This is a genomic window from Marinobacter sp., from assembly GCF_041984545.1.
In the GTDB taxonomy this organism is placed as follows: Bacteria; Pseudomonadota; Gammaproteobacteria; order Pseudomonadales; family Oleiphilaceae; genus Marinobacter.
Window position 1 is genome coordinate 1 of record NZ_JBHIXV010000012.1, and the last position, 25,820, is coordinate 25,820.

The 25,820-nt window shown below is 60.3% G+C and carries 26 protein-coding genes and 1 rRNA gene; 14 read left to right on the plus strand and 13 right to left on the minus strand.

The window, feature by feature from the left end; genetic code table 11:
* Positions 1-203: ribosomal RNA gene (locus ACFC20_RS07540) — 16S ribosomal RNA — on the minus strand; the annotation flags it as partial.
* 472 nt (positions 204-675) lie between these two features.
* On the minus strand, positions 676-1,878 hold the full coding sequence (gene tyrS, locus ACFC20_RS07545; RefSeq protein ID WP_375192464.1) for a tyrosine--tRNA ligase: 1,203 nt from the start codon (positions 1,876-1,878) through the stop codon (positions 676-678).
* A 304-nt stretch (positions 1,879-2,182) separates the two neighbouring features.
* Here tyrS and ACFC20_RS07550 point away from each other — a divergent pair, with 304 nt between their 5' ends.
* Together ACFC20_RS07550 and ACFC20_RS07555 are read left to right on the plus strand one after the other, a co-directional pair.
* Positions 2,183-3,598: an OapA family protein gene (locus ACFC20_RS07550; protein ID WP_375192465.1), complete on the plus strand. Its 1,416-nt coding sequence runs from the start codon at positions 2,183-2,185 to the stop codon at positions 3,596-3,598.
* A 5-nt stretch (positions 3,599-3,603) separates the two neighbouring features.
* Positions 3,604-4,701: an anhydro-N-acetylmuramic acid kinase gene (locus ACFC20_RS07555; RefSeq protein ID WP_375192466.1), complete on the plus strand. Its 1,098-nt coding sequence runs from the start codon at positions 3,604-3,606 to the stop codon at positions 4,699-4,701.
* Positions 4,702-4,759: 58 nt separating this feature from the next.
* Here ACFC20_RS07555 and erpA read toward each other — a convergent pair whose 3' ends face one another.
* The 4 genes from erpA to argC all read right to left on the minus strand — a co-directional run bounded on the left by erpA (position 4,760) and on the right by argC (position 7,459).
* A complete protein-coding gene (gene erpA / locus ACFC20_RS07560) occupies positions 4,760-5,113 on the minus strand; it encodes an iron-sulfur cluster insertion protein ErpA (RefSeq protein WP_375192467.1) in 354 nt (117 codons plus the stop codon).
* A gap of 63 nt (positions 5,114-5,176) precedes the next feature.
* The gene (locus ACFC20_RS07565; protein WP_375192468.1) at positions 5,177-5,662 is read right to left on the minus strand and encodes a polymer-forming cytoskeletal protein; all 486 of its coding nucleotides are present in this window, start codon (positions 5,660-5,662) and stop codon (positions 5,177-5,179) included.
* Position 5,663: 1 nt separating this feature from the next.
* A complete protein-coding gene (locus tag ACFC20_RS07570) occupies positions 5,664-6,404 on the minus strand; it encodes a DUF6776 family protein (protein WP_375192469.1) in 741 nt (246 codons plus the stop codon).
* A 17-nt stretch (positions 6,405-6,421) separates the two neighbouring features.
* The gene (gene argC, locus ACFC20_RS07575; RefSeq protein WP_375192470.1) at positions 6,422-7,459 is read right to left on the minus strand and encodes an N-acetyl-gamma-glutamyl-phosphate reductase; all 1,038 of its coding nucleotides are present in this window, start codon (positions 7,457-7,459) and stop codon (positions 6,422-6,424) included.
* A 167-nt stretch (positions 7,460-7,626) separates the two neighbouring features.
* Here argC and ACFC20_RS07580 point away from each other — a divergent pair, with 167 nt between their 5' ends.
* The 6 genes from ACFC20_RS07580 (at position 7,627) to ACFC20_RS07605 (ending at position 13,835) form a co-directional block, all read left to right on the plus strand.
* Positions 7,627-9,402, plus strand: coding sequence for a chloride channel protein (locus ACFC20_RS07580; protein WP_375192471.1), 1,776 nt, complete (start codon positions 7,627-7,629; stop codon positions 9,400-9,402).
* A gap of 3 nt (positions 9,403-9,405) precedes the next feature.
* The gene (hemJ, locus tag ACFC20_RS07585; RefSeq protein ID WP_375192472.1) at positions 9,406-9,828 is read left to right on the plus strand and encodes a protoporphyrinogen oxidase HemJ; all 423 of its coding nucleotides are present in this window, start codon (positions 9,406-9,408) and stop codon (positions 9,826-9,828) included.
* A gap of 41 nt (positions 9,829-9,869) precedes the next feature.
* The gene (locus tag ACFC20_RS07590) at positions 9,870-10,628 is read left to right on the plus strand and encodes a hydroxymethylpyrimidine/phosphomethylpyrimidine kinase (protein WP_375192540.1); all 759 of its coding nucleotides are present in this window, start codon (positions 9,870-9,872) and stop codon (positions 10,626-10,628) included.
* Positions 10,616-11,284, plus strand: coding sequence for a thiamine phosphate synthase (thiE, locus tag ACFC20_RS07595; RefSeq protein ID WP_375192473.1), 669 nt, complete (start codon positions 10,616-10,618; stop codon positions 11,282-11,284). The genes ACFC20_RS07590 and thiE overlap by 13 nt, the downstream gene beginning before the upstream one ends.
* Positions 11,285-11,299: 15 nt before the next feature.
* The gene (gene hemL, locus ACFC20_RS07600) at positions 11,300-12,580 is read left to right on the plus strand and encodes a glutamate-1-semialdehyde 2,1-aminomutase (RefSeq protein ID WP_375192474.1); all 1,281 of its coding nucleotides are present in this window, start codon (positions 11,300-11,302) and stop codon (positions 12,578-12,580) included.
* Between the two features lie 334 nt (positions 12,581-12,914).
* The gene (locus ACFC20_RS07605; protein ID WP_375192475.1) at positions 12,915-13,835 is read left to right on the plus strand and encodes a lipase family alpha/beta hydrolase; all 921 of its coding nucleotides are present in this window, start codon (positions 12,915-12,917) and stop codon (positions 13,833-13,835) included.
* An 8-nt stretch (positions 13,836-13,843) separates the two neighbouring features.
* Here the strand turns inward: ACFC20_RS07605 and ACFC20_RS07610 are convergent, their stop codons facing one another.
* The 4 genes from ACFC20_RS07610 to ACFC20_RS07625 are packed head-to-tail and all read right to left on the minus strand — an operon-like array spanning position 13,844 to position 16,900.
* Positions 13,844-15,169, minus strand: a complete 1,326-nt coding sequence (locus tag ACFC20_RS07610; RefSeq protein WP_375192476.1) for a type IV pilus biogenesis/stability protein PilW — start codon at positions 15,167-15,169, stop codon at positions 13,844-13,846.
* 59 nt (positions 15,170-15,228) lie between these two features.
* The gene (locus ACFC20_RS07615; protein WP_375192477.1) at positions 15,229-15,618 is read right to left on the minus strand and encodes a hypothetical protein; all 390 of its coding nucleotides are present in this window, start codon (positions 15,616-15,618) and stop codon (positions 15,229-15,231) included.
* The gene (locus ACFC20_RS07620; RefSeq protein ID WP_375192478.1) at positions 15,615-16,295 is read right to left on the minus strand and encodes an anti-sigma factor family protein; all 681 of its coding nucleotides are present in this window, start codon (positions 16,293-16,295) and stop codon (positions 15,615-15,617) included. Before ACFC20_RS07620 ends, ACFC20_RS07615 begins: the two co-directional genes overlap by 4 nt.
* A gap of 11 nt (positions 16,296-16,306) precedes the next feature.
* Positions 16,307-16,900, minus strand: a complete 594-nt coding sequence (locus tag ACFC20_RS07625; protein WP_375192479.1) for an RNA polymerase sigma factor — start codon at positions 16,898-16,900, stop codon at positions 16,307-16,309.
* 232 nt (positions 16,901-17,132) lie between these two features.
* Between ACFC20_RS07625 and ACFC20_RS07630 the strand changes: the two genes are divergently transcribed.
* Positions 17,133-18,065 carry a DUF4382 domain-containing protein gene (locus ACFC20_RS07630; RefSeq protein ID WP_375192480.1) on the plus strand — a complete coding sequence of 311 codons (933 nt, stop codon included), beginning with the start codon at positions 17,133-17,135 and terminating at the stop codon, positions 18,063-18,065.
* Positions 18,066-18,120: 55 nt separating this feature from the next.
* Here ACFC20_RS07630 and ACFC20_RS07635 read toward each other — a convergent pair whose 3' ends face one another.
* Both ACFC20_RS07635 and mrcB read right to left on the minus strand, forming a co-directional pair.
* Positions 18,121-18,720, minus strand: coding sequence for a tetratricopeptide repeat protein (locus ACFC20_RS07635; RefSeq protein WP_375192481.1), 600 nt, complete (start codon positions 18,718-18,720; stop codon positions 18,121-18,123).
* Entirely contained in the window at positions 18,717-21,047 is a 2,331-nt protein-coding gene (gene mrcB, locus ACFC20_RS07640) for a penicillin-binding protein 1B (protein WP_375192482.1), read from the minus strand. The genes ACFC20_RS07635 and mrcB overlap by 4 nt, the downstream gene beginning before the upstream one ends.
* Before the next feature lie 122 nt (positions 21,048-21,169).
* Here mrcB and ACFC20_RS07645 point away from each other — a divergent pair, with 122 nt between their 5' ends.
* From ACFC20_RS07645 to ACFC20_RS07655, 3 genes are read left to right on the plus strand one after another with little or no spacing between them, the layout of a single operon-like run.
* Complete coding sequence (locus ACFC20_RS07645) at positions 21,170-22,747, plus strand: AAA family ATPase (RefSeq protein WP_375192483.1); 1,578 nt, start codon at positions 21,170-21,172, stop codon at positions 22,745-22,747.
* Between the two features lie 40 nt (positions 22,748-22,787).
* The gene (locus tag ACFC20_RS07650) at positions 22,788-23,156 is read left to right on the plus strand and encodes a pentapeptide repeat-containing protein (RefSeq protein WP_375192484.1); all 369 of its coding nucleotides are present in this window, start codon (positions 22,788-22,790) and stop codon (positions 23,154-23,156) included.
* Positions 23,153-23,524, plus strand: a complete 372-nt coding sequence (locus ACFC20_RS07655) for a Rieske (2Fe-2S) protein (RefSeq protein WP_375192485.1) — start codon at positions 23,153-23,155, stop codon at positions 23,522-23,524. The genes ACFC20_RS07650 and ACFC20_RS07655 overlap by 4 nt, the downstream gene beginning before the upstream one ends.
* Here the strand turns inward: ACFC20_RS07655 and sfsA are convergent.
* Positions 23,508-24,239 carry a DNA/RNA nuclease SfsA gene (sfsA, locus tag ACFC20_RS07660; protein WP_375192486.1) on the minus strand — a complete coding sequence of 244 codons (732 nt, stop codon included), beginning with the start codon at positions 24,237-24,239 and terminating at the stop codon, positions 23,508-23,510. The genes ACFC20_RS07655 and sfsA overlap by 17 nt on opposite strands.
* Positions 24,240-24,422: 183 nt before the next feature.
* Here sfsA and dksA point away from each other — a divergent pair, with 183 nt between their 5' ends.
* Positions 24,423-24,863 (plus strand): RNA polymerase-binding protein DksA, encoded by a 441-nt coding sequence (gene dksA / locus ACFC20_RS07665; RefSeq protein WP_008940629.1) that lies wholly within the window; start codon positions 24,423-24,425, stop codon positions 24,861-24,863.
* Positions 24,864-24,929: 66 nt separating this feature from the next.
* Positions 24,930-25,802: a tRNA glutamyl-Q(34) synthetase GluQRS gene (gene gluQRS, locus ACFC20_RS07670; RefSeq protein ID WP_375192487.1), complete on the plus strand. Its 873-nt coding sequence runs from the start codon at positions 24,930-24,932 to the stop codon at positions 25,800-25,802.
* Positions 25,803-25,820 lie beyond the last annotated feature (18 nt).

Below are 25,820 nucleotides of genomic sequence, written 5' to 3' on the forward strand. Positions count from 1 at the left end.
AAGATCCCCTGCTTTCTCCCGTAGGACGTATGCGGTATTAGCATTCCTTTCGGAATGTTGTCCCCCACTAATAGGCAGATTCCTAAGCATTACTCACCCGTCCGCCGCTAAGATAAGGTGCAAGCACCTCATCTCCGCTCGACTTGCATGTGTTAAGCCTGCCGCCAGCGTTCAATCTGAGCCATGATCAAACTCTTCAGTTTAAATCATACAGAGATCCGAAGATCCCAAAATCATGCTCAAGACAAAACTCAATTTCGACGAGTCACTGTCCTGATATTTCGTATCCGAAATACCTCGGCCAGCGCCCACACGAATTACTTGGTTAACTTTTTAAAGAGCGTTGAGCCTCTGCTCAATCAAGGCCGCGTATTCTACATCGTTACGCCGCCTTGTCAACCGTTTATTTTTTCGCTGTTTTCCGTCTCCGGAAAGCGCCGAAAAATCACCCGGCTTACTGCTTGATTCGAGGCGCGCATTCTACAGCGAATCGCTAGCCTGTCAACTGCATCCTGAAGAATTTAAAACTTATTTTCTTCAGATCATTCAAACAGTTATCTCTCGATTTCCGAACCGCCTCAGCGGCGCTCCCCTCGAAAGAGATGCGCATTCTACAGGGCTGCCCAAAGGTGTCAACGGCGATCCTGAAAAAAACTCAAAATCGCCCAAAATCGATCACGCAGTAATCAACACCCGGGCGATCTTCTTCTTACCCGCCTGGATTACACAATCATCGCCTTCTGCGAACATCCGGTCACCTTCGAACTTCTCGCCATCCACGAAAACGGCACCGCGCCCCAGGACGTCCCTGGCCGCCGCGCCATTCTTTACCAGACCAGCCAGACGAAGCACCGCGGCCATCGGGATTTCTGACTGACCATCCAGCGACACCTCAACGGTCGGCACGTTTTCCGGTATTTCGCCGAGCGCCACCCGATTACCGGCTGACTTGTGAGCGGTTCTCGCTGCTTCTTCATCATGGAAGCGGGTAATGATTTCTTCCGCGAGCAACTTTTTGTAGTCCTGGGGATTGGCGCCGCCAGCCACGGCCTTGCGGAATTCGTCTACCTCTGCAAGCGGCCGGAAGCTCAGCAGCTCGAAGTAGCGCCACAGGAGATCGTCCGGCATGGACAGTAACTTGGTGTACATTTCGCCGGGCGAATCGTTGACGCCTACATAATTGCCCAGGGACTTGGACATCTTCTGGACACCATCAAGGCCTTCCAGAATCGGCATCGTCAGTATTACCTGAGGCGACTGGCCATAGTGCTTCTGAAGAATACGCCCCATCAGGAGATTGAATTTCTGGTCGGTACCGCCAAGCTCAACATCCGCTTCCATGGCGACGGAGTCATACCCCTGGACGAGGGGGTAAAGAAATTCGTGAATGGCAATCGCCTGCTCAGCCCGGTAGCGCTTGGTGAAGTCATCCCGCTCAAGCATTCGGGCAACCGTATACTGGCCGGCCAGCTTGATCATATCGGCGGCGCTCATCTTGCTCATCCAGTCGGAGTTGAACATCACGCGCGTTTTCTCGGGATCAAGGATCTTGAACACCTGCTCTTTGTAGCTCACCGCGTTCTCGGCGACCTGCTGCTCTGTCAGGGGAGGACGCGTGGCGCTTTTACCAGTGGGATCACCAATCATGCCGGTGAAATCACCAATCAGGAACATGACCTCGTGCCCCAGATCCTGGAACTGGCGAAGTTTGTTGATCAGGACGGTGTGGCCAAGGTGCAAATCCGGAGCCGTCGGATCGAAGCCCGCCTTGATCCGCAGTGGACGACCTTCCTTCAACTTCTTGATGAGCTCTTCTTCCGGGATGAGCTCGTGTACGCCGCGCTTGATTATCGCCAACGCTTCATCAATGGATGCCATGAACAACACGTCCCCGTTTTGGTTCTGCAAAGATTCGGTTGGTTACAGAGATCAACAAAAGAAATCTGTGAGTTACCTGCCACCCTGTTACAGTAAAATGACCAGATTTTGATCAACGCGGATCCGACAGGGCGGCGTAGTATAGCAATGCCGTCGCCAGAAATCCGGAAGCCAGGGCAGCAACGGTAATGTTCGACGCTGTCCCACGCGCTTTTTATACGGTAATCTGTTGGACTATACTTGAACAACAGCTTTAATTAGGTAGTACAACCTACCGGAATGCCGATTAAAACGGGTGCGACACGTGCTGAAAATGTTTCCGAAAACCCACATCACCATTGCTGCCGGAGTAACGGTTGTTGTTACCGCCGCTATTTTAATGAGTCCCAGCAGCAACGTCGAAGCCAAGCGGATGTCTTACGCGCTGGACCTTGAACAGGGCACCGTATCTTCAACACAGCCGGAGCCGGTTCAGCAGGACACCACCGCAGCTCCGCTGCCCGGGAAAGCCAAAGCAGAACCATCCTCTGCCGAAAACGCGACAACCGAAGTGGCGGTTGCCTCCCCCGTGCAACAAAACGTTGAACCGGAGGTACCCGCAGCACCCAGCCTTGAGTGGCAAACCTACGCCATCAAATCCGGGGATACGCTCTCGTCGCTGTTCAAGAAGGCCGGATTCAATGATGGCATCATGCTGTCGGTCATTCACGGCAAGGGCGAAGCCGAAAAACTGCAGCGCCTTTACGCTGGTGAAACCATTCGCTTCGCCACCACAGAAGACGGCAAACTGGCTGGCGTGGATCTGCAGCGGAATTTGCTTGAAACCCTGAAAATCCGGAAAGAGGGTGACACCTACACGGGTGAAACAGAGGTACGCAAGCCTGAGGCCAGACCGGCATTCGCGTCCGGCACCATCGATGGCTCGCTTTATCTTGCTGCCCGGGAAGCAGGCCTGAACGATCGCCTCACGATGGAACTGGCCGGCATTTTCGGTTGGGATATCGACTTCGTATACGACGTGCGCAAAGGCGACCAGTTTGAAGTGGTGTACGAGGAGCTCTACCTCGACGGCGAGAAGTTCGACACCGGCCGCATCCTCTCGGCCCGATTCATCAATCGTGGCGAGGAGAACATTGCCCTTCTTTACACCGACAGCAATGGCGATAGCGATTACTACGCACCGAACGGCAAGAGCATGCGCAAAGCGTTTTTGCGCACGCCTATCAATGCGCGGGTTTCCTCCCCCTTTAACCTTCAGCGCCGCCACCCGGTGCTGGACGTCGTTCGCCCTCATGAGGGGACCGATTACGCAGCGCCTCCCGGGACCCCGATCAAGGCCGCTGGCTCAGGTCGGGTGAAGTTTGCCGGGTGGAAAGGCGGTTACGGTCGCACCGTCATTCTCCAGCATGGTGACAACATCACTACCCTTTATGCCCATATGAGCCGATTGGGCAAAGGCATCAAGAACGGCACCCGGGTAAAACAGGGGCAGACTATTGGCCACGTGGGCTCATCCGGCATGGTCACCGGCCCCCACCTGCACTACGAGTTCCGACTGAACGGAGCGCCGCGTAACTCCAGAACCGTGAAACTGCCGGACGCCAAGCCGATTCCCTCCGCGGAGATGGCCCGCTTCAAAAAGTTCACGGAGCAGCGACTGGCCCAGTTCGACGTTTTCCGGGAGAGCTACCAGCAGCTGGCCCTTGCGGCAGACGACTGACGATCATGGAGGCCTGGATCGGGCTCATGTCCGGCACCAGCATGGATGGCATTGATGCCGTGCTGGTGTCCTTCAATGGCCGGCACAGCCATATCATCAGCTCACACACCGAACCTTATCCGGACGCTGTCAGGCACCGGTTGCTGTCGGCCAGCCAGAATCAGGCCGCTCCGGATGAACTGGGCGAACTGGACACCCTCACAGGAAGCCTGTTCGCCCAGGCGGCAACCGAGGTCATCCGCAAGGGCGAGATTTCACCCTCATCCGTCAGGGCCATTGGCAGCCACGGCCAGACCATACGCCACCAGCCCTCGGGCGCCTCGCCCTTCACCATTCAGATTGGCAATCCCGCCCTCATTTCGGAAGCCACCGGCATTACCACCGTAGCGGACTTCCGCAGGAGAGACATGGCCTCCGGCGGCCAGGGCGCTCCGCTGGTACCCGCGTTCCACAAGGCCTTTTTCAGCTCGGACTCCGAGGATCGCTGCCTTCTTAACCTGGGCGGTATCGCCAACATTACCTGGTTACCGGCAGACCCGACATTGCCTGTGGTCGGTTTCGATACCGGCCCCGCCAATGCCCTGATGGACGCCTGGTGCCTCGACCAGACCGGCCTGCCCTTCGATTCGGAAGGGCACTGGGCGAAAGAGGGAAATGTTGACAGCGACCTGCTGACTGACATGCTGTCGGACGCATACTTTTCGCGTAAACCACCGAAAAGCACAGGTAAAGAGCGCTTCAATCTCGACTGGGTGAAAACCCTCGCAGGCAGACATCCCGACACCCCGGCCGAAGACATCCAGCGAACCTTGCTGCAGCTCACCGTTGCAAGCGTCGCCAATCAGTTACCCAAACAGGGGGGCTTCCGACTGTATGTCTGCGGAGGTGGAACCCGGAACCCTGTGCTTATGGAAGAGCTTGGCAAAGCGCTGCCTGACACCCGTTTGACGCTTACGTCAGAACTGGGGCTGGACCCGCAACTGGTTGAGCCGGTGGCCTTCGCATGGCTGGCAAAACAGGCCCTGGAAGGACAACCCGGGAACCTGCCAGACGTGACCGGAGCAAAAGGGCCAAGAATACTCGGAGCAATCTACCCGGCTTGAATTCGCAAAGTTTGCCGATTTGGGGAGGGTTGGGTGGCCCTGGCCACCCGAGGGAACATCAGATGGAGAAGGAGCTGCCACACCCGCAGGTCGAGCTGGCATTGGGGTTCTGCACGACAAACTGCGACCCCTGGAGACCTTCCTGATAGTCGATGGTGGCACCCACCAGGTATTGATAACTCATCGGGTCCACCAGCAAAGACACGCCATCGCGCTCAACAACCGTGTCTTCTTCATCCTGGGCCTCGTCAAACGAAAAGCCATACTGGAATCCGGAACAGCCACCGCCGGTTACGAACACCCGGAGCTTGAGGTTGGTGTTCTCTTCCTCCTCGATCAGCTCACGGACCTTGGCAACGGCGCTGTCACTGAAGAACAGCGGTGTCGCTATCTGTTGCTGGACTGCACTCAACTCTGCCTCCGGAAATTCCCCAACTGTCTGGCCGATTATGGTATTCCTGACCAGAACAATCAACTATTCGGACTTTCCACCACCCGATGAAGTGTCAACACCGACCGGCTCTGAACTCTCCGTAGCCGGCTCCTCTGGTCGATCAGCCCTGGAGCGATCCTGGCCGATCAGCCCCACCGGCTCGCGCTGATGAACCAGGTTGCCATTGACAGAGGCTCCCATGGCCATTTCAATCAGGTTGTAATAAACGCTGCCATTGATGGAGGCCTTCTCCGCCAGTTCAAGATGAGCCGAGGCGTAGACATCACCGTGCACGGTACCGTTGATGATCACGTGGGGCGCATTGATGTCGCCGGTAACCTCGCCCACTTCCGATACTCGCAGGACCGCATCGGCGCCTTCATCGGCCATCACCTTGCCCCGAATTCGGCCATCCACATGCAGACCACCGGAAAAGTGGACATCGCCCTCGACCGTGGTCCGGGAGGAGATCAGGGTGTCAAAGTGGCCGGCTGGGCGGCGCGGTTTCTGTTTCTTTTTGCCAAGCATGTCAGTTCTCCGTTAATTGATCCCAGCGAAAGGTCCGCTCGGCCTGTGAGGATTTTTGCCCCTCCGCCTGGGCCACCACCTGTATTTCGATCGGCTCGAAGTCTTCCGGCAAAACCAGGGAACCCTCAACATCCTGGAAGTACCGGAATCGGAACTTCACGCCAAGATCTTCTATATCTTTGGAGAGGTCTCTTAACGCGATGACCTCTTTTTCCTCATCTCGCAAGCCAATGACGTTCACCGCCACCACACCGGAGATGTAACTCTTGTTGTTACCAACCTGGGTCAGTACCAGTTTGAAATCGTAGGCATCCTGGGCCCGGTCGAACGCCAGCGTCAGGCTGTCCACCTGTAACCCCTTGCTGGTCTCCGAGGGAGCCATGATGTTCCTGTAAAAGGTAAGGTCTGACTGCAGGGAAACGATCCGGGTTTCCAGTTCCACGATGGTTCGGCGCGCCTGATTCAGCGCCTGCTCATCAATGGCCTTACCCCGCTCCAGATTGATCAGTTGCTGCCGGGCGTCGCGGAAGTCCTCGCGCAGGGTTTCCAATTCGTCCTCCAGCGCCCGATTCGATTCCTGGGTATTGGAGAACCGGAACCCGCCCTGGGCGAGACCGGTTGCGTAACCGGCTGCCGCAGCAACGAGGGTAAAAATCAGCAGAATCGCCGTCCGGCGGATCCTGTGACCGGGACGGTGGCGAACCACCACATATTCTTCGGCCGGCTTTCGCTGCTCACTCACAGTTGTGCCTTCAAGGTTTACGGCAGCAGTGCCGGGGCATCAAGCCCCAGGGTTTCACCCAGACCGAACATGATGTTCATGTTCTGAACCGCCTGGCCGGCGGCGCCCTTCACCAGGTTATCGATAACCGACGAAACAATAACAATATTGCTCTGTTCCTGCCTGTGCAGCGCCATACGACACATGTTGGCGCCCCGCACACTCCGGGTTTCCGGATGACTGCCGAACGGCATCACATCCACGAATGGCTCATCCCGGAAACGATCCTCGAACATGGACTGCAGTTGAGCAAAATCCGCCGAGTCCCTGAGCTCCGCGTACAGCGTTGCTTCAATGCCCCGGATCATCGGAATCAGGTGCGGCACGAAGGTAACACTCACGTCGCCGCCAGCGGCCCCCACAAGCCCCTGTCGAATCTCCGGCAGGTGACGGTGGCCGGACGCCCCGTAAGCCTTGAAGCTCTCGCCGATCTCGCCGTGCAGCATGCCGATCTTGCCCTGACGACCGGCACCACTGGCTCCGGATTTTGCATCGGCAATCAGCCGGGCCGGATCCACCAGCCCCTTCTCAAGCAGCGGCAGAAAACCGAGCTGCACTGCCGTGGGGTAACACCCGGGATTGGCCACCAGCTGCGCGCTGCGGATGGCCTCACGTGCCACCTCCGGCAGGCCATACACGGCTTTTTCTGCCCACTCGGGGCTTTCATGGGCCATGCCATACCAGCGCGCCCAGACATCCAGATCCTTCAGGCGGAAATCCGCAGACAGATCCACCACACGAACACCGGCCGCCATGAGTTCCGGCACCATGCGCATGGCGACGCCGTGGGGGGTGGCGAAAAACACCAGGTCGCAGGCGCTCAATACTGCGCTGTCCGGCTCGGAAAATGCCAGGTCATAATGACCGCGCAGGTTCGGATACATGTCTGCAACCGGCAGGCCGGCTTCCGACCGCGAGGTAATACAGTTCACTGTCACTTCAGGGTGAACTGCCAGGATTCTGAGCAGTTCCACACCGGTGTAGCCGGTGCCGCCAACGATGCCTACTTTTATCACCTTACTCTCCAGCGACATGGTATCGGATATTTAAGCTCTCTGGACGTAGTCTATCATGATAAACCAACGACTTATTGCAGCCCTCCGGGCGACCGTTACAATGTTGACAGAAACGCACCTTCTGTCACCCATTTGCCGTTTACAAACGTCACCGGAACGCCGGCCTCATGCGCAAAATCTGGCACCAGATTACCGAGCAACTGATCCCTGTCTTTCGCCGCAGACTGTCCGGTGTCGACGCCCTGCCGCAACTTGCGGTGCTCGGCCTCCTCTCGGGCCTGATCACCGGCGCGGTGATCCTGGTATTTCGTCTGGCGATCGAGTGGCCACTGGAACATTTCCTCCCCGGAGAAGGATCGGAATCCTTTGAAAGCCTGGATGTGCTTACCCGGGGACTCCTGCCGCTGGCCGGCGCCCTGGGGCTCGGGCTGCTACTGCACAGGCTGGCGCCCCACAACCGCAAAGTGGGCATTGTCCATGTCATGGAGCGGCTCAACTACCACCAGGGCTATATCTCGTTCCGCAGTGCCATGGTGCAGTTCATCTCCGGCGTGGCCACCGTAACGAGCGGCCAGTCGGCAGGTCGGGAGGGCCCCGCGGTGCATCTGGGAGCGGCCTTCTCGAGCCTGATGGGGCAATGGATGAGGCTGCCGAACAACAGTATCCGCACCCTGGTGGCCTGCGGCTGTGCCGCCGCCATTTCTGCCTCGTTCAACACACCAATATCCGGTGTCATCTTTGCAATGGAAGTGGTGATGATGGAATACACCATTGCTGGCTTTACCCCGATCATCCTCGCGGCTGTCAGCGCCGCCATTGTCACTCAGGCCGTCTACGGCACGGAGCCGGCCTTCAGTGTGCCGGCCCTGACCATGAACTCGCTGCTCGAGATTCCCTGGATCCTGGCTATCGCAGTGATTGTCGGGATTGCCGCTGCCCTCTTTATTCATCTGGTCGACACCATGGGCAAACACCATCACCGCCCCGTACTGCTGCGGATCGCCGTGGCCGGCCTGCTGATGGTGCCCTTTGCGATTCTGATTCCGGAAACCATGGGCATCGGATACGATACTGTTAACTCGACCATCAACGGCCAGCTTGGTTTCTGGCTATTGATCGGTGCGGGCGTGGCAAAGTTGTTGATTACATCCCTGACGATCGGGCTGGGTATGCCAAGCGGGGTTATTGGCCCCACCCTGTTCATGGGCGCCACGCTCGGCGGTGCCATGGGGCTTATCGGCGCCCAGATTATCCCGGAACATGCGTCCTCCGTCGGCTTCTATGCCATGCTCGGGATGGGCGCGATGATGGGAGCCGTATTACAGGCACCACTGGCAGCGTTGATGGCCCTGATGGAACTGACCCGCAATCCGAACATCATCCTGCCGGGCATGCTGATCATCACCATCTCCAGCCTGGTGACCAGCGAAGCCTTCGGCAAGCGCTCATTGTTCCTGACCATCCTCAAGAACCAGGGGCTCAGCTACCAGAACTCCCCGGTGATTCAGGCCCTGCGCCGGGTCTCCGTTGGTGCCATCATGGATCGAAGCATCCTGCGCACCGAGCGCCATCTCAGCGTTGAGGAGGCCCGGAAGGTGCTGAAATCCGAGCCCAAATGGCTGGTGGTTGAAGGCAGCAACGGACCGACGGCACTTCTGCCTGCGGTCGACCTTGCGCGCTACCTCGAAGACACCGACAAACTGGTCACCGAAAAGGAAATGGACGCGCCGACCGACATCGACCTGATGGAAATTCCCGCCAATCGTCGCGATGTGGCGCCGGTGCAATACCAGGCCACCCTCGAGGAAGCCCTGGACGAATTCGATGCAACCAATGCCGAGGCCCTTTACGTACAAAGAGCCGTGGCCCCCATGATCCAGCGGGTCTATGGCGTGGTGTTGAAGTCCGACATTGAAAGCTACTACCAATACCGACGGAGCTGATGAATGCTTTGGGTGAAAGCCTTTCACATTATTTCGATGGTGTGCTGGTTCGCTGGCCTGTTCTACCTGCCGCGACTGTTCGTTTACCACGCGGCCTGCGAGGACCAGCCCGGACGGGAACGCTTCAAGATTATGGAGCGCAAGCTTTACCGCGGCATCACCACCCCCTCCATGGTGGCCACCGTAGTCTTCGGCGCCTGGCTGATCGGCTACAATGTGTCCGGCTATTTCAGCCAGGGGTGGCTGCACGCCAAGCTGGCACTGGTGGCCCTGCTGATTATCTACCACTTATACTGCGGCCACCTGGTCAAGGTTTTCCGGGACGACCGGAACACCCGCAGCCACGTCTTCTACCGGTGGTTCAATGAACTGCCGGTCCTCGTGCTTCTGGCGGTGGTCATCCTGGCTGTTGTCAAACCTTTCTAAGGAGCTGAGCTATCAAACGTTACACCCGACCCCAGGTACTGATCCTCTCCGGCCTTGATCCCTCCGGCGGTGCCGGCATCCAGGCAGACATCCAGGCAGTCACGTCCCTGGGCTGCCATCCGCTGCCGGTTCTCACCTGCCTGACGGTACAGGACACCCGCAACGTGTATGGTGCCGAGGCGGTGTCGGCAGATCTCATCCGGCAGCAGTTGGAGTGTCTCGCCCAGGACACTCCTATTCACGCGGTGAAAACCGGAGCGCTGGGCAACGCCGCGGTGGTCGACGTGCTGGTGGAATTTATGGCCGAACGTCGTGAACTACCGCTGATCACCGACCCGGTCATCAAGGCCGCCGGCGGTGGCGACCTGGCCGACGACGAACTGATCGCTGCCATGAAAGACCGGCTGTTCCCCCTGGCCGAAATGATCACCCCGAACGGCATCGAGCTTGCGATGCTCGGTGGCAGCGACAATCCCGACGAGGCAGCGGCAGAGCTGTTGGCCGGCGGCTGTGATTCGGTACTGGCGACCGGCGGCCACGGCGAAGGCATTCACATTATCAACACGCTCTACAACCATGGGCCGGAACCCATGCGCTGGGAAATCGAGCGGGTTGGCGGCGAATACCATGGCACCGGCTGCACGTTGGCTGCAGCCATTGCGGCCGGAAGGGCCTCCGGATTGTCCCAGAGAGCCGCCATATCCCAGGCCCAGAATTACGTTCACCGGGCCATACTGCACGCGCTGGAGGTTGGCAAAGGGCAGCCGGTACCGGATCGGGGCATCCTGTGGGAACGGTGAGCAAAGGGCTTCGACCCGGGCTCTACGGCATCACCGACAGTACGCTGACGCCCCCGGATCGTCTGCTTGCGTCCGTGGAAGCCGCCCTGCGCGGCGGGGCGGTCATGATACAATACCGGGAAAAGCACGCGCCGCTGGCCGAGAAACTGGCCCAGGCCCGCAGCCTCCAGAGTCTCTGCAACACTGCCGGCGTGCCGCTGTTGATCAACGACGACCCGGAACTGGCTAAGCGGGTGGGCGCAGCGGGTGCCCATGTTGGCCAGGGCGATACGTCTGTCGAGGAAGCTCGCCGGATACTGGGCGAGCAGGCCATTATCGGCATCACCTGCCACGCCGACCTGGCCCTGGCCCGTTCTGGCGTGGATCAGGGCGCTGACTACCTGGCCTTTGGCCGGTTTTTCAACTCGTCCACCAAGCCCGGGGCACCGGCGGCCTCTCCTTCGGTGCTCACCGAGGCCAAACAATTTGAGCGGCCGTTGACCGCCATTGGCGGGGTAACAGCCGACAACGGCGAAGACCTCATTCGTGCCGGCGCTGACATGCTGGCGGTGGTGGGCGGCTTGTTTGGCGGCAGCGACGAGGACATCGAGCGTCGCGCACTCAGCTTTGCGCGGTTGTTCCAGAATCATCATCCACTTTTTTCACTCCCGCACTAACAGGAGCCCAGACACATGACGCATTCCGAAACCCTGTTCGAACAGGCCCAGAAATACATTCCCGGCGGTGTGAACTCGCCGGTGCGGGCCTTTCGTGGTGTCGGCGGCACGCCCATTTTCTTCAAGCACGCCCAGGGTGCCTACCTGTACGACGAAGACGACAAGCGCTACATCGACTATATCGGCTCCTGGGGCCCCATGATCCTTGGCCATGGCGACCAGCGCATCAAGGATGCGCTCCATGCCCAGGTGGATCTGGGTGTTGGCTATGGCGCGCCCACGGCCATCGAAACCGACATGGCCCGGAAGGTATGTGAGCTGGTGCCCTCCATCGAACTGGTTCGGATGGTGAATTCCGGCACCGAGGCCACCATGAGCACCATTCGCCTGGCCCGGGGCTACACCGGCCGCGACAAGATCGTAAAATTTGAAGGCTGCTATCACGGACACGTGGATTCGCTGCTGGTGAAAGCCGGTTCGGGTGCACTGACCCTGGGCGTACCGAACTCTCCCGGCATTCCCGCCAGCCTCGCTGAACACACCATCACACTGACCTACAACGACATCGACAGTGTGCGGGAAACCTTCAAAACCATGGGCGACCAGATTGCGGCCATCATTGTCGAGCCGGTGGCCGGCAACATGAACTGCATCCCTCCGGTGCCGGGCTTCCTTGAGGGACTGAGGGAAGTGTGTGACGAACACGGCACCGTGCTGATTTTCGACGAGGTAATGACCGGTTTCCGGGTATCCCTCGGCGGTGCCCAGGGCCTGTACGGGGTAACACCCGACCTCACGGCACTGGGCAAAGTCATTGGTGGCGGCCTGCCCGTAGGTGCCTTCGGAGGCAAACGAGCGATCATGGAGCACATCGCACCGCTGGGGCCCGTGTACCAGGCCGGTACTCTCAGTGGCAACCCGCTGGCCATGTGCGCCGGGCTGACCACCCTGAACGCCATTTCCGAGCCGGGCTTCCATGACCGGCTTACCGAGAAAACCAACGCAGTGGCCCAGGGCCTGAAGGAAGCGGCCGACGCCAACGGCATTCCGCTGACGGTCCAGGGTGCCGGTGCCATGTTCGGCTTTTTCTTCACGGAAGAGTCCTCCGTGACGCGATTCGATCAGGTGATGGCCTGCGATATCGAACGGTTCAAGAAGTTCTTCCAGGGCATGCTGAAGGAAGGTGTGTACCTCGCCCCATCGGCGTTCGAGGCGGGATTCACCACTGCGGCGTTGTCCGATGACGACATCGCCCACACCATCGCGGCGGCGAAGAAAGTCATGGCGACCCTCTGACCACGTGGGGCCATTGGCCTTGTTTGGCGGCCCCGCAGGGCACCACCTGTCTTGCGGGGCCATCTGAGTGAACACGGTCACACTTTGGCAGGGAAACGTCCTCCGTTCCCGCGCATACCGTTGACTTGGCGCGCCACCTGGACAAATGTTAGACACATCTCTCGCGAGATGCTCTGACGGCCGCAATCTAACAAACACAAGAACCAAGTCAGCGCAAGGAAGCACTCAGCCGGCCCTGTGGCCTGCGTAGTCTGAGAACGAAGTCTCTGGAGCAACCCGTTAGGTTGAGCCGCAGTTTGAATAACAAACACAAAATCAAACTGTAGGAACGACAATGAAACTCTGGATCCAAGCAATGGCCCTGGCCCTGACTGTGGCCTGGTCCGCGCCCTCTGCCGCCTGGTGGTGGGACTCCACACCCTTGAACTACACCGACACCCGATACCCCATTGTGCTCGTGCACGGCATGTTCGGATTCGACTCCATTGCCGGTGTCGACTACTGGTACGGCATCGCCAGCGACCTGCGTAAATACGGTGCCGATGTCTACACCACACAAGTGCCTGCCCTGGACAGCACCATCGCCCGCGGTGAAGCTCTGCTGCCTCAGATCCAGGCCATCGCTGCCGTCCATGGCAAGGTGAATCTGATTGGCCACAGCCACGGCGGACCGACCGCGCGCTACATTTCCCGCGTTCGGCCTGACCTGGTGGCCTCGGTTACTTCAGTGGGTTCCCCGCACAAGGGCTCTCCGGTGGCGGATCTGATCTACGGCTCCCCGGCGGAGAGCCTGGCCGCGAGCCTCGGCGATGCGCTGGGAGGGTTGATTGACCTGCTGTCTGGTGGCGGTTACGACCAGGACCTTCGCTCCAGTTTGTACTCCCTGACGAGCGAGGGCAGCGCTGAATTCAACCGCTTCGCGCCCGCTGGCGTTCCTCAGACCGCCTGTGGTGAAGGCGCCTACGCCGCCAACGGGGTGCGTTTCTATTCCTGGGGTGGTACCGGGGTGCTGACCAACGTACTGGATCCGTCCGATGCCCTGCTCGGTACCACCAGTCTGGCGTTCGGCTTCAGCCAGAACGACGGCCTCGTTGGCCGCTGCAGCAACCACTTTGGCGACGTAATCCGGGACAACTACTTCATGAACCACCTGGATGAAGTGAACCAGGCGCTGGGTCTTCACAGCCTGTTCGAGACCGATCCAAAAGCCGTGTTCAAGCAGCACGCCAACCGGTTGAGAAATGCCGGTCTGTAGGCTCGCCGCTAAAGCGATCCCTCAACGGTGAACATGAGCGTCTGGCGCTGATAGTCGTACTGCGCCAGACTGCTCTCGTTTTCAAGGATCCGCCATTCCGCCCGCACCAGCCAACGGGCATCCAGCGAGCGCTCCATTACAACGCCGGCCTCGAACCGATTGTCCCGTCTCGTTCCACTCTCACCCCCAGACTCCGGAATTCTGTGAGGATCTGCGTACCGACTGTGCCGGAAAGACCCCAGCCCCCCAACATTGATACGCTGGTTCACTGCGTAGAGCGCCACCATCTCAAAACCGTGCCGGGTGGGCGAAACACTGACAAAGCCGTTTGTGTTTTGCATGTCCCGTCGACGATTGACCTCCAGCTGGTAGTCGCCCTCGATTCGCCACTGCCCCAGGTAACGCAGAGCGTCCAGGCGCAGGCGATAGACATGGCCGTCGTAGGCCTCGAAGTCCGGCCCACCCGTCACCTGAGCAGCGCTCACGAGAAGTCCGCACCGGTCTATAGCCCTGGTCACCGAACAGACATCCCAGTCACGGAAACCCTCAAGGCCCACTCGCCGCTCGAAGCGTTCGCCATCGAACCAGGACTGGGCTAGCGCGAACCTGGCACCCAGCGTGCCGGTATCGAGGTATTCCGACCAACCAAGGCGCCCCTGCAGAACCCGGGAATCGTAATTGTCCTGGGAAGGATGGCTACGTGCGAAGGCCGCCGCGTCGAGCGTCAGCAGAGAATCTGCACCAGCCTGGAATGCCAAACTCCCCGCCGCGAGAGCCTCCGTGAAAAACCCGCCCTCGCTGGAGGCGCTGGCATCCGGCAAACCGGCAATATTGGAGTCGTAACCGGCGGAAACCGCGAGATAACCGCTGCCGTCCGGCCTGGGTGCGGGTGCGGGTGCGGCCTGAGGTTCAGCCAGCCGGGTGAGCTGCGTCTGTGACAACACCCTGAGTTTCTCCGGGGCATTGTCCGCTGCGGCCGACTGCTCGAACCATCGCCTCGCGGCCTCGGGGTTGTCGCGGGCCAGCTCAATCAGGCCCAGGTTATAGCGGGCAAGCGCATCATCGGGGCCCGACAGCAGCTGCCGGAACGCATAATCTGCGGCGTCGAGATCGCCCAGCTGGTAGCAGGCCACGCCCAGGTTGTAGAACAGGGAAGGAGAGGAAAGACCGGCTGCCGCCGCTTGTTCAAACAGCTGGCGGGCAGCGGACGGGTTACCCTTCTGGTACTGCTGGACACCCTCGAGAAAGAGATCCTTGCCGACTTCGTGCTCGGCTCCGAAGAGGACCTGAGGAATCGACAGGCAAAACCAAAGCGGCAGGGCTCTCCAACGCACCAGCAACGTCACTCTCCGGATTGAACATCAGGGAATACGACTGACGCGCTGGCCGGGGCTTAGCGATCCCTTCCCGGGGTCTCGGGCAGCTCCGGTCTTTGCGGTCGGTCGGGCGCTTCGGGTCTGCCGGGCACGCCCTGGGTCAGATCCCTCGACTCTCGGGCCCGCTCCGACATTTCCTGTCCGAAGGCTCGCCCTCGCTCACGGGCCTGCTCTGCAGTATCAAGACCACGAGAGTCTGCGTCTGCATTACCGCCCACCGCAGGGCTGCTGTCAAGTCGGGGCAGCTCAAGTTCACGCACCACCGACTCGCTCAGTTCCGCGTCATCAGTCACCATGCGCATGGTAACATCAAGATCATCGCTGGCGAGCACCGTTGCTGGAATTGTGGATGCGAGCGTCAAGGCCCCGACCAGGGTAAGGGCCCGACCATAACGATAGTGTTTCATGATCCTGAATCCTCAGGGTAAGGCTCCGGGTAGCGAGGTATCGGCGCCCGGAAGGTTTTCTGTCGATCCCCTGCATCCAGGCGGGCAACCAGCTCTCCATTACCGGGGAATAGCAGCTTGAGGGGCAATGCCAGAACGTTCTCGCCCTTGTCGAGGCTAACCTGCCAGCTCAGTTCCCGACGACCCGGCCAGGCCGCCACTTCAACATTGGGCGGCAACTCCAGGGTCAAGGTGACATTCTCTAGCGCCTCGGCAGACCGGAAGGCCAGACGCACGGTTTTCTCCACCGGAGCGGCGACCGCTTCCACCTGAGCCGGTGCCGTTGTGGCAACAGGGTTTGAGGTTTGCTGGATGCCTGAACCGAAAAACAGGCCAAGGCCCAGACCAAACACCAGGGCCGCAGCTATCGCGCCGCCGACCTCCGGGGAACGCCAGCTGGCCGAGCGCCCACGGGGATCACCGTGGGCCGCCGACAGGACTCTGGCCTGGAAGTTTTCAGAAGGTGCAGGCACCGCATAGCGGTTCTGTAACGCGGCATCGAGGCTGCGCTCGGCGGCCAGGGCAGCACGGCACTCAGGACACCCGTCGAGATGCTGCTCGACCCGGCGCGCCTCAGCGGGGGACAGTTCCTTGTGCAGATAGCCGTGCAGGCTGGATTGAATTTCAGTACAGGTCATCGCGTTTTACCTCAATCTCCCAGACCTACACGCCCGTCACGGGGCGGCGGTTCCACCTCATGACGAAGTTTATTCCGAAGCGCCGAACGACAGCGGTGCAACCGGGATTTGATCGTACCCTCCGGCACATCCAGCACCTCTGCAATATCCTCAACCCGCCAGCCGTCGACGTCGTGCAGCAACAACATGGTTCGATGGTCCGGCGGCAACTCGGCCAGAACGGCATCAAGCATCGGACCAAGCCGGGCCTGCTCCAGCTGGAGCTCCGGCCCGGACTGATCGCTTTCAAGGCTATCGAACCAGTCCGACTGGTCTTCCGGCCCAACAAATTCAGTGAGCGGTCGGTCCAGCTGCCGTCCTTTACGGCGCACCTGGTCGATGAACTGGCGATACAGCACCCGGTTGAGCCACGGCCGCAATTGCTCCACCGCCTCCAGCTCCTCCAGCCGGGGGTAGAGCTTGATCACAACATCCTGGACCAGATCTTCCGCGTCCTGCTGCTGCCCCGCCAGCCTGAAGGCAAACCGGTACATGGCGTCCAGATGGGGCTGAACCAGTACATCAAAGCGGCGTGCCCGGGAGCTTCTGAAAGGAAATATTGCCAAAGCCTTGGTCTACCTGCGTGGATGGAATCAAGCGGCCGAGTCTATACCAGACCGTCGGGTGGATGCAGCTGCTCAAGCACGCACACTGGCCCGACTGGCTCCCTGAGATTAACAGCGGATGAGCAAACGTTAACAAAATTTCCGGAACGCTTCCCCTCCCGCAAGCGTTCTGAGGGAGTAAGCCAGCCAGTTCTGAGCGCTGGCACACACAGAAAAAGCCATGGAGGTTTGTATGAAGCGTTCCATCCGATTGTTCACGATTTCGGCCCTGGCTGCAGGCGTTGCGGCTTGTGGTGGCGGCGGTTCAGGCTCAGGATCAACCGGGACCGTCTCTTTCGGAGTTACCGATGCTCCTGCCACCGATCTGAGCAATGTCACCATTGCCTTTACCGAATTGCGATTGAAGCCCGAGAACGGCGACTGGATCGAGTTTTCGGTGGATGGGTTTGAGCAGATAAACCTGCTGGACCTGCAGGGTGGACTGACCGAACCCCTGATCACCGACGAGGAGGTGCCGGCAGGCAACTACACCGAGTTGCGACTGATCATCGACACCCAGAACTCCTTCGTGAAAAAAGAGTCCACTGCGGATGCGCAGTACACCCTGGCGGTTCCTTCCGGGGAGCAGAGCGGCCTCAAGTTGAAAGGTGACTTCCTCGTTGCTGCTGACACCACCACCAACTTCACCATCGACTTCGATGTCCGCAAGTCCATCGTAGACCCACAGGGCAATGCGCTCGCCGACTTCATGTTGAAGCCGTCTCTCCGACTGGTGAACAACCTTGAGGTGGGCTCAATCAGCGGGCAGGTAGACTATGCACAGATCAACTCTATGCGGGGTGTCGAAGACACTGAAGACGCGTTGGCAGACTGCCAGTATGAAGGGTCGGTGTATGTCTACGAAGGTGTTGACGTAACACCAACGGATCTGAACGTAAACAATGAAGAAGGCAACCCGCTGATGGTCGTGCCTGTAGAGGCGGACCCGGATTCCGTGTTCTACAACTACACAGCGGCTTTCCTTCCGGCAGGCGACTACACCATCGCCTACAGCTGCCAGGAGGACGACAACGAGCAGGATGACGCCATCGAGTTCGAGGGCGAGCAGAACGTTACTGTTGTCGCCAACGAGACCACCGAAGCGGAAACCATTCCTCTCCAGTGATTGCCTCCAAACGTCCCCTCCCGCGTTGGAGGGGACGTTTGACGCCCCATTTATCCTAGAGCGCAGCCGCCCTCGCCTCGGCCTGATCCGCCCCGGCCACGTTCCCTCGGGCCCTGCGGATATCGGCCAACAACAACCATCCCGCCCGTTGCAGGCGTACGTCGTTCCCCGCCAGAGACAGGCCCTTCAGGGTGAACTGCTCGGCCGTACCCAGCTGATTGCCGGCCACGTAGGCCTCGGAGAGCTTGAAATACACTTCCGCCGAGCGCGGGGCAATGCGCTGGGCCCGCTCCAGGCGCGCGATGGCAGCCGGGGTATCGCCCTGGGCCAGTAACCGCTCCGCTTCGCGTACCAGGCTCAGGGCGGCGGGAGAAAGGCTGTCCCCGCTTTCCCGGTAACTCGGACCGGCGCTACCGGCAGGCTCCCTGAGTTCGGGTACCGGTTCCGCCTCTGGCTGTTCGCTCTTGCGCCATACCGGCGCCTCTTTACGGGCGCCATCGTCGCTGGTTCTGGGTGGCTCGGGCGCCTTGGCGGGTTCTCCGCCTACCGGCACGTAGATACCGCCCCCGGGTCCGGAGGCGCAGCCGGCCAGGCCGAGGGCAGCCGCCAGCGCCGTGGCAATAAGCGGAGTGCGTGATGTGCGTCTTTCAATCATTGGAACAGTCCTTCAAACCAGCCCCGGATTCTGCGCTCAAGGGTTCCGGAGCAGGAGATTGTCTGAGTGGGCTCGCTGCCAGCGATGAACGGCAGCAGCCGGGCATTGTCGCAGTATTCGTCGGTCAGCGCCTGACGCCGGGAATTTACCCAGTGATAGTTAACACCGTCCGGCACCACCGGCGAGAATCCGTGCTGGGGCACCTGCGCCATGAAGCGCGACCACACCGGCAGGGCACCACTGGCGCCGGTCAACGACGTTGGCCCATTATCATCACGCCCCACCCAGGCAACCGCAAGCAGATCGCCGCTGAAACCGGCGAACCAGGAATCCCGACCATCGTCGGTGGTGCCGGTCTTCCCGGCAAGCGTCAGTTCCTCGGGCACTGTGTAGTAAGCCGAACGCCCGGTTCCTTCCTGCATGGTCTCCTGCATGGCGTACTGGACCAGATGCACGGCCGACGGATCGGCCACCTGCTCGACTTCCAGGCTGTACCGGGAAAGCGCCTGCCCGCGGGCGTCGGTGACTTCGCGGATGGTGCGAAGAGGCGTGTTGAAGCCCGACGTTGCCAGTCCCTGGTAGATCTGGGCAACGGTAACCGGACTCATGGATACCGACCCGAGCAGCATTGACGGGTATTGCGAGATGGGCGAATCAACACCGAACGCCGTCAGGGTATCTCGCACCACATCAACGCCAATATCGAGCCCAACGCGCACTGCCGGGAGGTTGTAGGAGTGTGACAGCGCCTCGTGCAGAGGCACATCACCGCGCTCCTCGCCATCGTAGTTCTTAGGCTGCCAGCGGCGACCGTCATCAAACTCAAGAGTAAAGCTCTTGTCCTGCACCGGCGTGATCAGGGTATACCGGTCCGGCTGCTGCAGGGCCGCGAGGTAGATGAAGGGCTTGATCAGTGACCCTATCGGCCTCTGCGCATCCAGGGCCCGGTTGAAGCCCGCGTATTGCGGCTCCTTGCCACCCACCAGTGCCAGCACCTCACCGGAATCCTTGGCGGTCACAACCAGAGCCGCTTCCAGGGACTTACCTGCTTCGCCTGACCCGAGGCGCGGTACGGTCCGGGAGACGGCAAATTCGGCGGCGTACTGGATAGCCGGGTTGAGCGTGGTAAAGATCCTCAGACCCTCACTCTGGAGGTCTTCCTGCCGGTAATCCCGGGCCAGGTGTCGGCGAACCAGATCGATGTAGGCCGGGTAGCGGTTCTCGGAATAGGATGGCCGCTCGCTGACCCCCAATGGCAGACCCCGGGCCCGGGCCGCCCGCCCCGGCTCGATGAGCCCGGCCTGCTCCATTTCCGAGATCACCAGGTTGCGACGCTCGGTGGCCCGCTCGGGATGCCGGCGCGGATTGTAGTAGCTGGGTCCCTTCACCATGCCCACGAGCAGTGCAATCTGATGCACCTCCAGGTCCCGGAGTGACTCCCCGAAGAAGAACTGACTGGCCAGGCCAAAACCGTGGATGCTGCGGGTGCCCGCCTGTCCGAGGTACACCTCGTTGAGGTAGGTTTCGAGGATGTCGTCCTTTTCGTAGTGCAGCTCCAGCAGCAGCGACATCAGCGCCTCATTGCCCTTCCGCAACAGCGTCTGATCGCGGCTGAGAAACAGGTTTTTTACCAGTTGCTGAGTCAGGGTGCTGCCGCCCTGGACAATCCGACCGGCGCGGATGTTGGCCAGCATGGCCCGGCCAATGGACAGGGGGGCGATGCCGTGATGGTCGTAGAAATTCCGGTCCTCGATGGCCATCAGAGTTGCCGGCAGCAGGGCCGGCACCTCGTCGAGCTGCACCAGTATGCGATCTTCGCGGTGAGCCGGGTAGATGCCGCCAATCTGCGCCGGCTCCAGGCGCACGATGGGGGAAGGTTCGCCCTGAACCACGGAAAACTGCTGCACCCGGTCGCCGGCAATGGTCAGCGACAGCCTGCGCTTCGGTTCTTCGCCATCAGGAAACAGGAATCCACGCGTGTTGATAACAAACCGGCCGCCGCTACGCTGATAACTGCCCGCTTCGGAACCGCCCGACTTGCGGTAACTGGACAGTTCCAGTTCGCGCTCCAGACCACTGGCGCTTACGCTGGCGCCGTCGAACAGTTCAAGGGGACGGGCATACACGCGGGACGGCACTTCAAAGCGACGCCCCTCGAAGCGGTCAGTCACTACGGCGTCCAGGTAGACCATCCAGCCGGCCAGCAATACCAGGCCGATGGCGCCCAACCGGAACAGGAAGCGCCAGAACCATGGGCGGCGACCGTTGCCAGAGGACCTTCGGGACGATTTCTTTCGGGGGTTGGGTGTTGAGCGCGATTTTTTCATGGCTCGGATTATAACGAAGGGAGCGGGCGGGAAGGCAGGCCAACTGTGTGTTATTTCTGTAATCTGCCCGTTATGATAGGGCAAGAAAAATCAATGGGTTCAGGGAACGCGAGGAGAGTGACGTGAGTGAGACATCCCCAGGCAATCTGGTTCGGGCATTGCAGAATCCGGAGCTGTACGACCACCCGGTGTCCGGGTTCCGGGTTATCGAAACTCACATCTCCCAGGTGATCCTGACCGGCGACTACGCCTACAAGATCAAGAAGCCCATGGATTTCGGCTTTCTGAATTTCTCCACCCTCGAGCGCCGCAAGCATTTCTGTGAGGAAGAGCTGCGGCTGAACCGCAGGCTCGCGGAGAAACTGTATCTGGAGGTTCTGCCCATTACCGGCACACCGGAAAACCCGGTACTCGGCGGCGACGGCGAGGCCTTTGAATACGCCATCCGGATGCGCCAGTTTGACCAGGACCAACTGTTCGACCGGCTTCAGGAAAACGGCAACCTGGCTCCCGAGCTGCTCACCAGCCTGGCGCGCCAGGTGGCGGCCTTCCACCAGCAGCTGCCGCCGGTTGCCGAAGACAAGCCGCTGGGCACACCGGAGGCGGTGTTTGCCGCCATGCAGGAAAACTTCGACCAGATCCGGCCATTGATCAGCGACACCGAACTGCTCGCGCAGCTCGACAATCTGCAGGCCTGGACCGAATCCACCTTCGAGCGCCACCGGGATCTGATTGCCCGGCGCCGGGCCAACGGCCTGGTGCGAGAGTGTCACGGCGATTTGCACCTGGCCAACATTACCCGCTTTGAAGGCCAGGTGACCGTCTTTGACTGCATCGAGTTCAACGAGCCGTTCCGTTGGATTGATGTGATCAACGATCTGGCGTTCCTGCTTATGGATCTGGAATTCCGGGGTGAGAACGCGCTGGCCAATCTGGTGCTGAATACCTACCTCGAGTACCGGGACGACTTCGAGGCGCTACCTTTGCTGCCCCTGTACAAAGCCTATCGGGCCATGGTGCGGGCCAAGATCGCCCTGTTCACGATGGGCAACCCGGAACTGAGCGATTCCGAGAAAGAGGCCCTGATGCAACGCTACCGGGCCTACGCCCAGCTGGCGGAAGACTACGGCAGCATCCCCAATCACTACCTGCTGGCCACCACCGGCCTGTCTGCCAGCGGCAAGACCTGCGTCAGCGCGGCCATGGCCGGTGAGCTGGGGCTGATTCGCCTTCGTTCTGATGTCGAGCGCAAGCGCCTGCACGGACTGGCCCCGCTGGATAGCTCCCGATCACCAACCGGCGGCAACCTCTATACTGAAGAGGCTACCGAAAAAACCTATCAACGCCTGACCGATCTCGCCGGGCAGGTTCTGGCGGCCGGCTTCCCGGTGATTGTCGACGCCGCCAGCCTGAAACAGAAGGAGCGCGCCCTGCTGGCCAACGTGGCGGAGTCCCAGGGCCTGCCGTTTACGCTGATCCACTGCGAAGCGCCGGAGGCCCTGCGCCGGGAGTGGATCCGCAAGCGCCAGGGCGATGCCTCGGAAGCCACCGAAGAGTTACTGGATGCCCAGCAGAGCTGGTTCGAGCCGCTGACCGCCGAGGAAAAGACCCACACCGTCCACCTGCACACCGATCAGGAACATGTGGCCGAAGCCGTGGCGGACCGGATCCGACAGCACCTGGGCATCAATCCCGGCTAAAATAACAACAAGGTTTGCACTGGCCACTGCGAGGCACACGATGGACGACAAAAGCGAGCACGACGTACAACAGATCAGCCATCCGCTCTATGAACTGCTCCGGAGCGAAGACATCAAGGCGTTCAATACCCAGAAAGCCAAGCTCTCGGAGTTGCCGAGCTTTGCCCACGGTGACTTCAGGGGCCTGGACCTGCGAGGCATGGATGCCCAGGGGCTGGACTTCCGCCACGCCTATTTCCGGGGCGCGGATCTGCGCGGTGTGGACTTCTCAAAATCGCGCATGGAAGGGTCCAGCATCGCCAGCGCCAAGATTTCCGGCTGCTACTTCCCGCACCGGCTGCACGCGGATGAAATTGTCATGTCCCTGAACCATGGCACCCGGATGCGCTACGCCATACTGCCAAAATGACGGCAGGTAACCGCCAGTGGCAAACCGTCTGCCCCGCCCCGGAGCTGGTGCCCGGTCGGTTTGTGGAGTTCCGTCTGCGGGAAAAGGCCCGGCAACCGGAAGGCATGCCGCTCACCGGCTTTCTGTTCCTGGACGGGGAGGAGCCCCGGGCCTACCTCAACATCTGCCCCCACCTGGGCATTGAACTGAACTGGATGCCGGGGCGCTTCATGGACAGCGACAACCTGTTTATCCAGTGCGCCACCCACGGCGCACTGTTCAAACCCGGGGATGGCGAATGCATTGCCGGGCCCTGCCAGGGCGACGCCCTCACGCAGCTGGAAGTGCGCGAACAGGAGGGGCAGCTGGAGGTCAGACTTCCAGAATAACCGGCACCGGCTCAGTCAACGTGAGAAGACCGGTAGGGTCACCCTCTGCGCTGGCCAGACTGGCCCGGTAAGCCAGTACCTCCACCCCGGCATCGCAGGCTTCCCTGAGTAACTGACCGTAGCGGGCATCAATATGGTCGGCGGGCCGAACGGTTTCGATCCCGGTGTGATTGACCACGAAGAACAACACCCCACGCTCGCCCTGCTCTACCTGGGCCATCAGTTCGCGCAGGTGCTTCTGACCCCGCTCGGTGACCGCATCCGGGAAAAACCCCTGACCGTCTTCCGCCAGGGTCACGTTTTTGACTTCCACCCAGGCGTCTGACTCCGAGGGATGACCGGAAAGCAACAGGTCAATCCGGCTTTTTTCGGTGCCGTATTTCACTTCGGCCCGGCACTGAGTGTAACCGGCCAGCTCTGCCACCCGTCCGGCCTCGACGGCTTCCCTTGCCTGGCCATTGGGCCTGGCGGTATTCACGCAGGCCAGTTGCCCGGGCACGGCTTCCACCAGCTCCCAGGTGTATTGCAGCTTGCGTTTGGGATTGTCGCTGCGGCTCAGCCACACCCGGGCGTTCTCCGGTTGGCAGCCCAGCATGGAGCCGGTGTTGGGGCAATGGGCGGTCACTTCGGTGCCGTCTGCCAGTCGCACATCCGCCAGAAAGCGCTTGTAACGACGAATAAGACGGCCTTCAACCAAAGGTTCAGGAAACTTCATGAGCTCTCCGTTCAAAAGTCGGTGCCACAAGGCTGGCACCCCCGTAACTAATCTGCTATTTTCCGCAAATTCCCGTTTTCAGGACGACTGCTTCATCCAGGGTAAATCCGCTCAGCCACGGGGGCTCTCACGCGGCGGGAAGCAAAAGCGTTCTTGTGAAGTACAATCAAGAGGCCGGGTTCAATGGCAAACACTGCAGAACAACCACGCGAACGTTTTACCAACTTCACCCCCTATGAAATGAAGAAGGGTGAAGAGTACATGAGTGCGGAAATGCTCCAGCACTTCAAAGACCTTCTCCTCCAGTGGAAGCAGGAGCTGATGGAAGAGGTCGACCGCACCATGCACCACATGCAGGAAGACGCTGCAAACTACGCCGATCCAAGCGACCGCGCAACCCAGGAGGAAGAGTTCAGCCTGGAACTGCGCACCCGCGATCGTGAGCGCAAGCTGATCAAGAAGATCGATCAGACCATCGATCGCATCGACAAGGACGACTACGGCTTCTGCGACCAATGCGGTGTGGAAATCGGTATTCGCCGCCTCGAAGCGCGCCCGACGGCAACTTTGTGCATCGACTGCAAAACCCTGGCCGAGATCCGCGAACGCCAGACCGGCATCTGACCCGGACACGCCATGAACAGCCGCCGGCCTGACACCTTGATGGAACGGGCCGGCTGACTGACCACCATGACCCATCCTCAGTACCGGGGCCGTTTCGCTCCATCACCTACAGGCCCGCTGCATTTCGGTTCTCTGGTCACCGCCCTCGCCAGCTATCTGGAAGCCCGCACCCACAACGGCCAGTGGCTGATCCGAATTGAAGACCTGGACCCCCTGCGGGAGCCGCCGGAGGCCACAGGCCAGATCCTGGCCAGCCTGGAGGCTCACGGCCTGTTCCCCGACCAACCCGTGCGTTTCCAGTCAAAGCAGCATCACGCCTATCAGAGCGCCATCGAGCAACTACTGGCATCAGGGCATGCCTACCGCTGCCCCTGCTCCCGGAAGGAGCTGCAAGCCCACCAGGGCCGCCATCCCAACGATTGCCGACGTGGCGGCGCGGGTGTTGGTGATCGCCCCTGGGCGGTACGCTTTGCCCTGGAAGACGAAGACTGCCGCTGGCAGGACCTGTTGCTGGGGCCGCAACGCCAGACAGTACAGGCAGAACTCGACGACCCCGTGATTCTGCGCAAGGAGGGGTTCTTTGCCTACCAGCTCGCGGTGGTGGTGGATGACATCGACCAGGGCATTACCGAAGTGGTGCGCGGCTCGGACCTGCTCGACATGACGGCACAACAACAGCAGATCTACCGGGCCCTGGGCCGGACGCCACCCCGCTGGCTGCACATTCCGGTGATCCTCAACGAGCAGGGGCAGAAGCTGAGCAAGCAGACCCACGCCCCGGCTCTGGACGATTCGATGGCCGCCCGCAATCTGGTGCAGGCCCTCGAGGCGCTGGGACAGCAGCCACCGGCCTCCCTGGCCGACACATCCGCGGACTCGGTACTGACATGGGGTTGCGCCAACTGGCGGCGAAGCGCCATTCACCTGACATCCCGCTGAGGGACATGGTATAACACC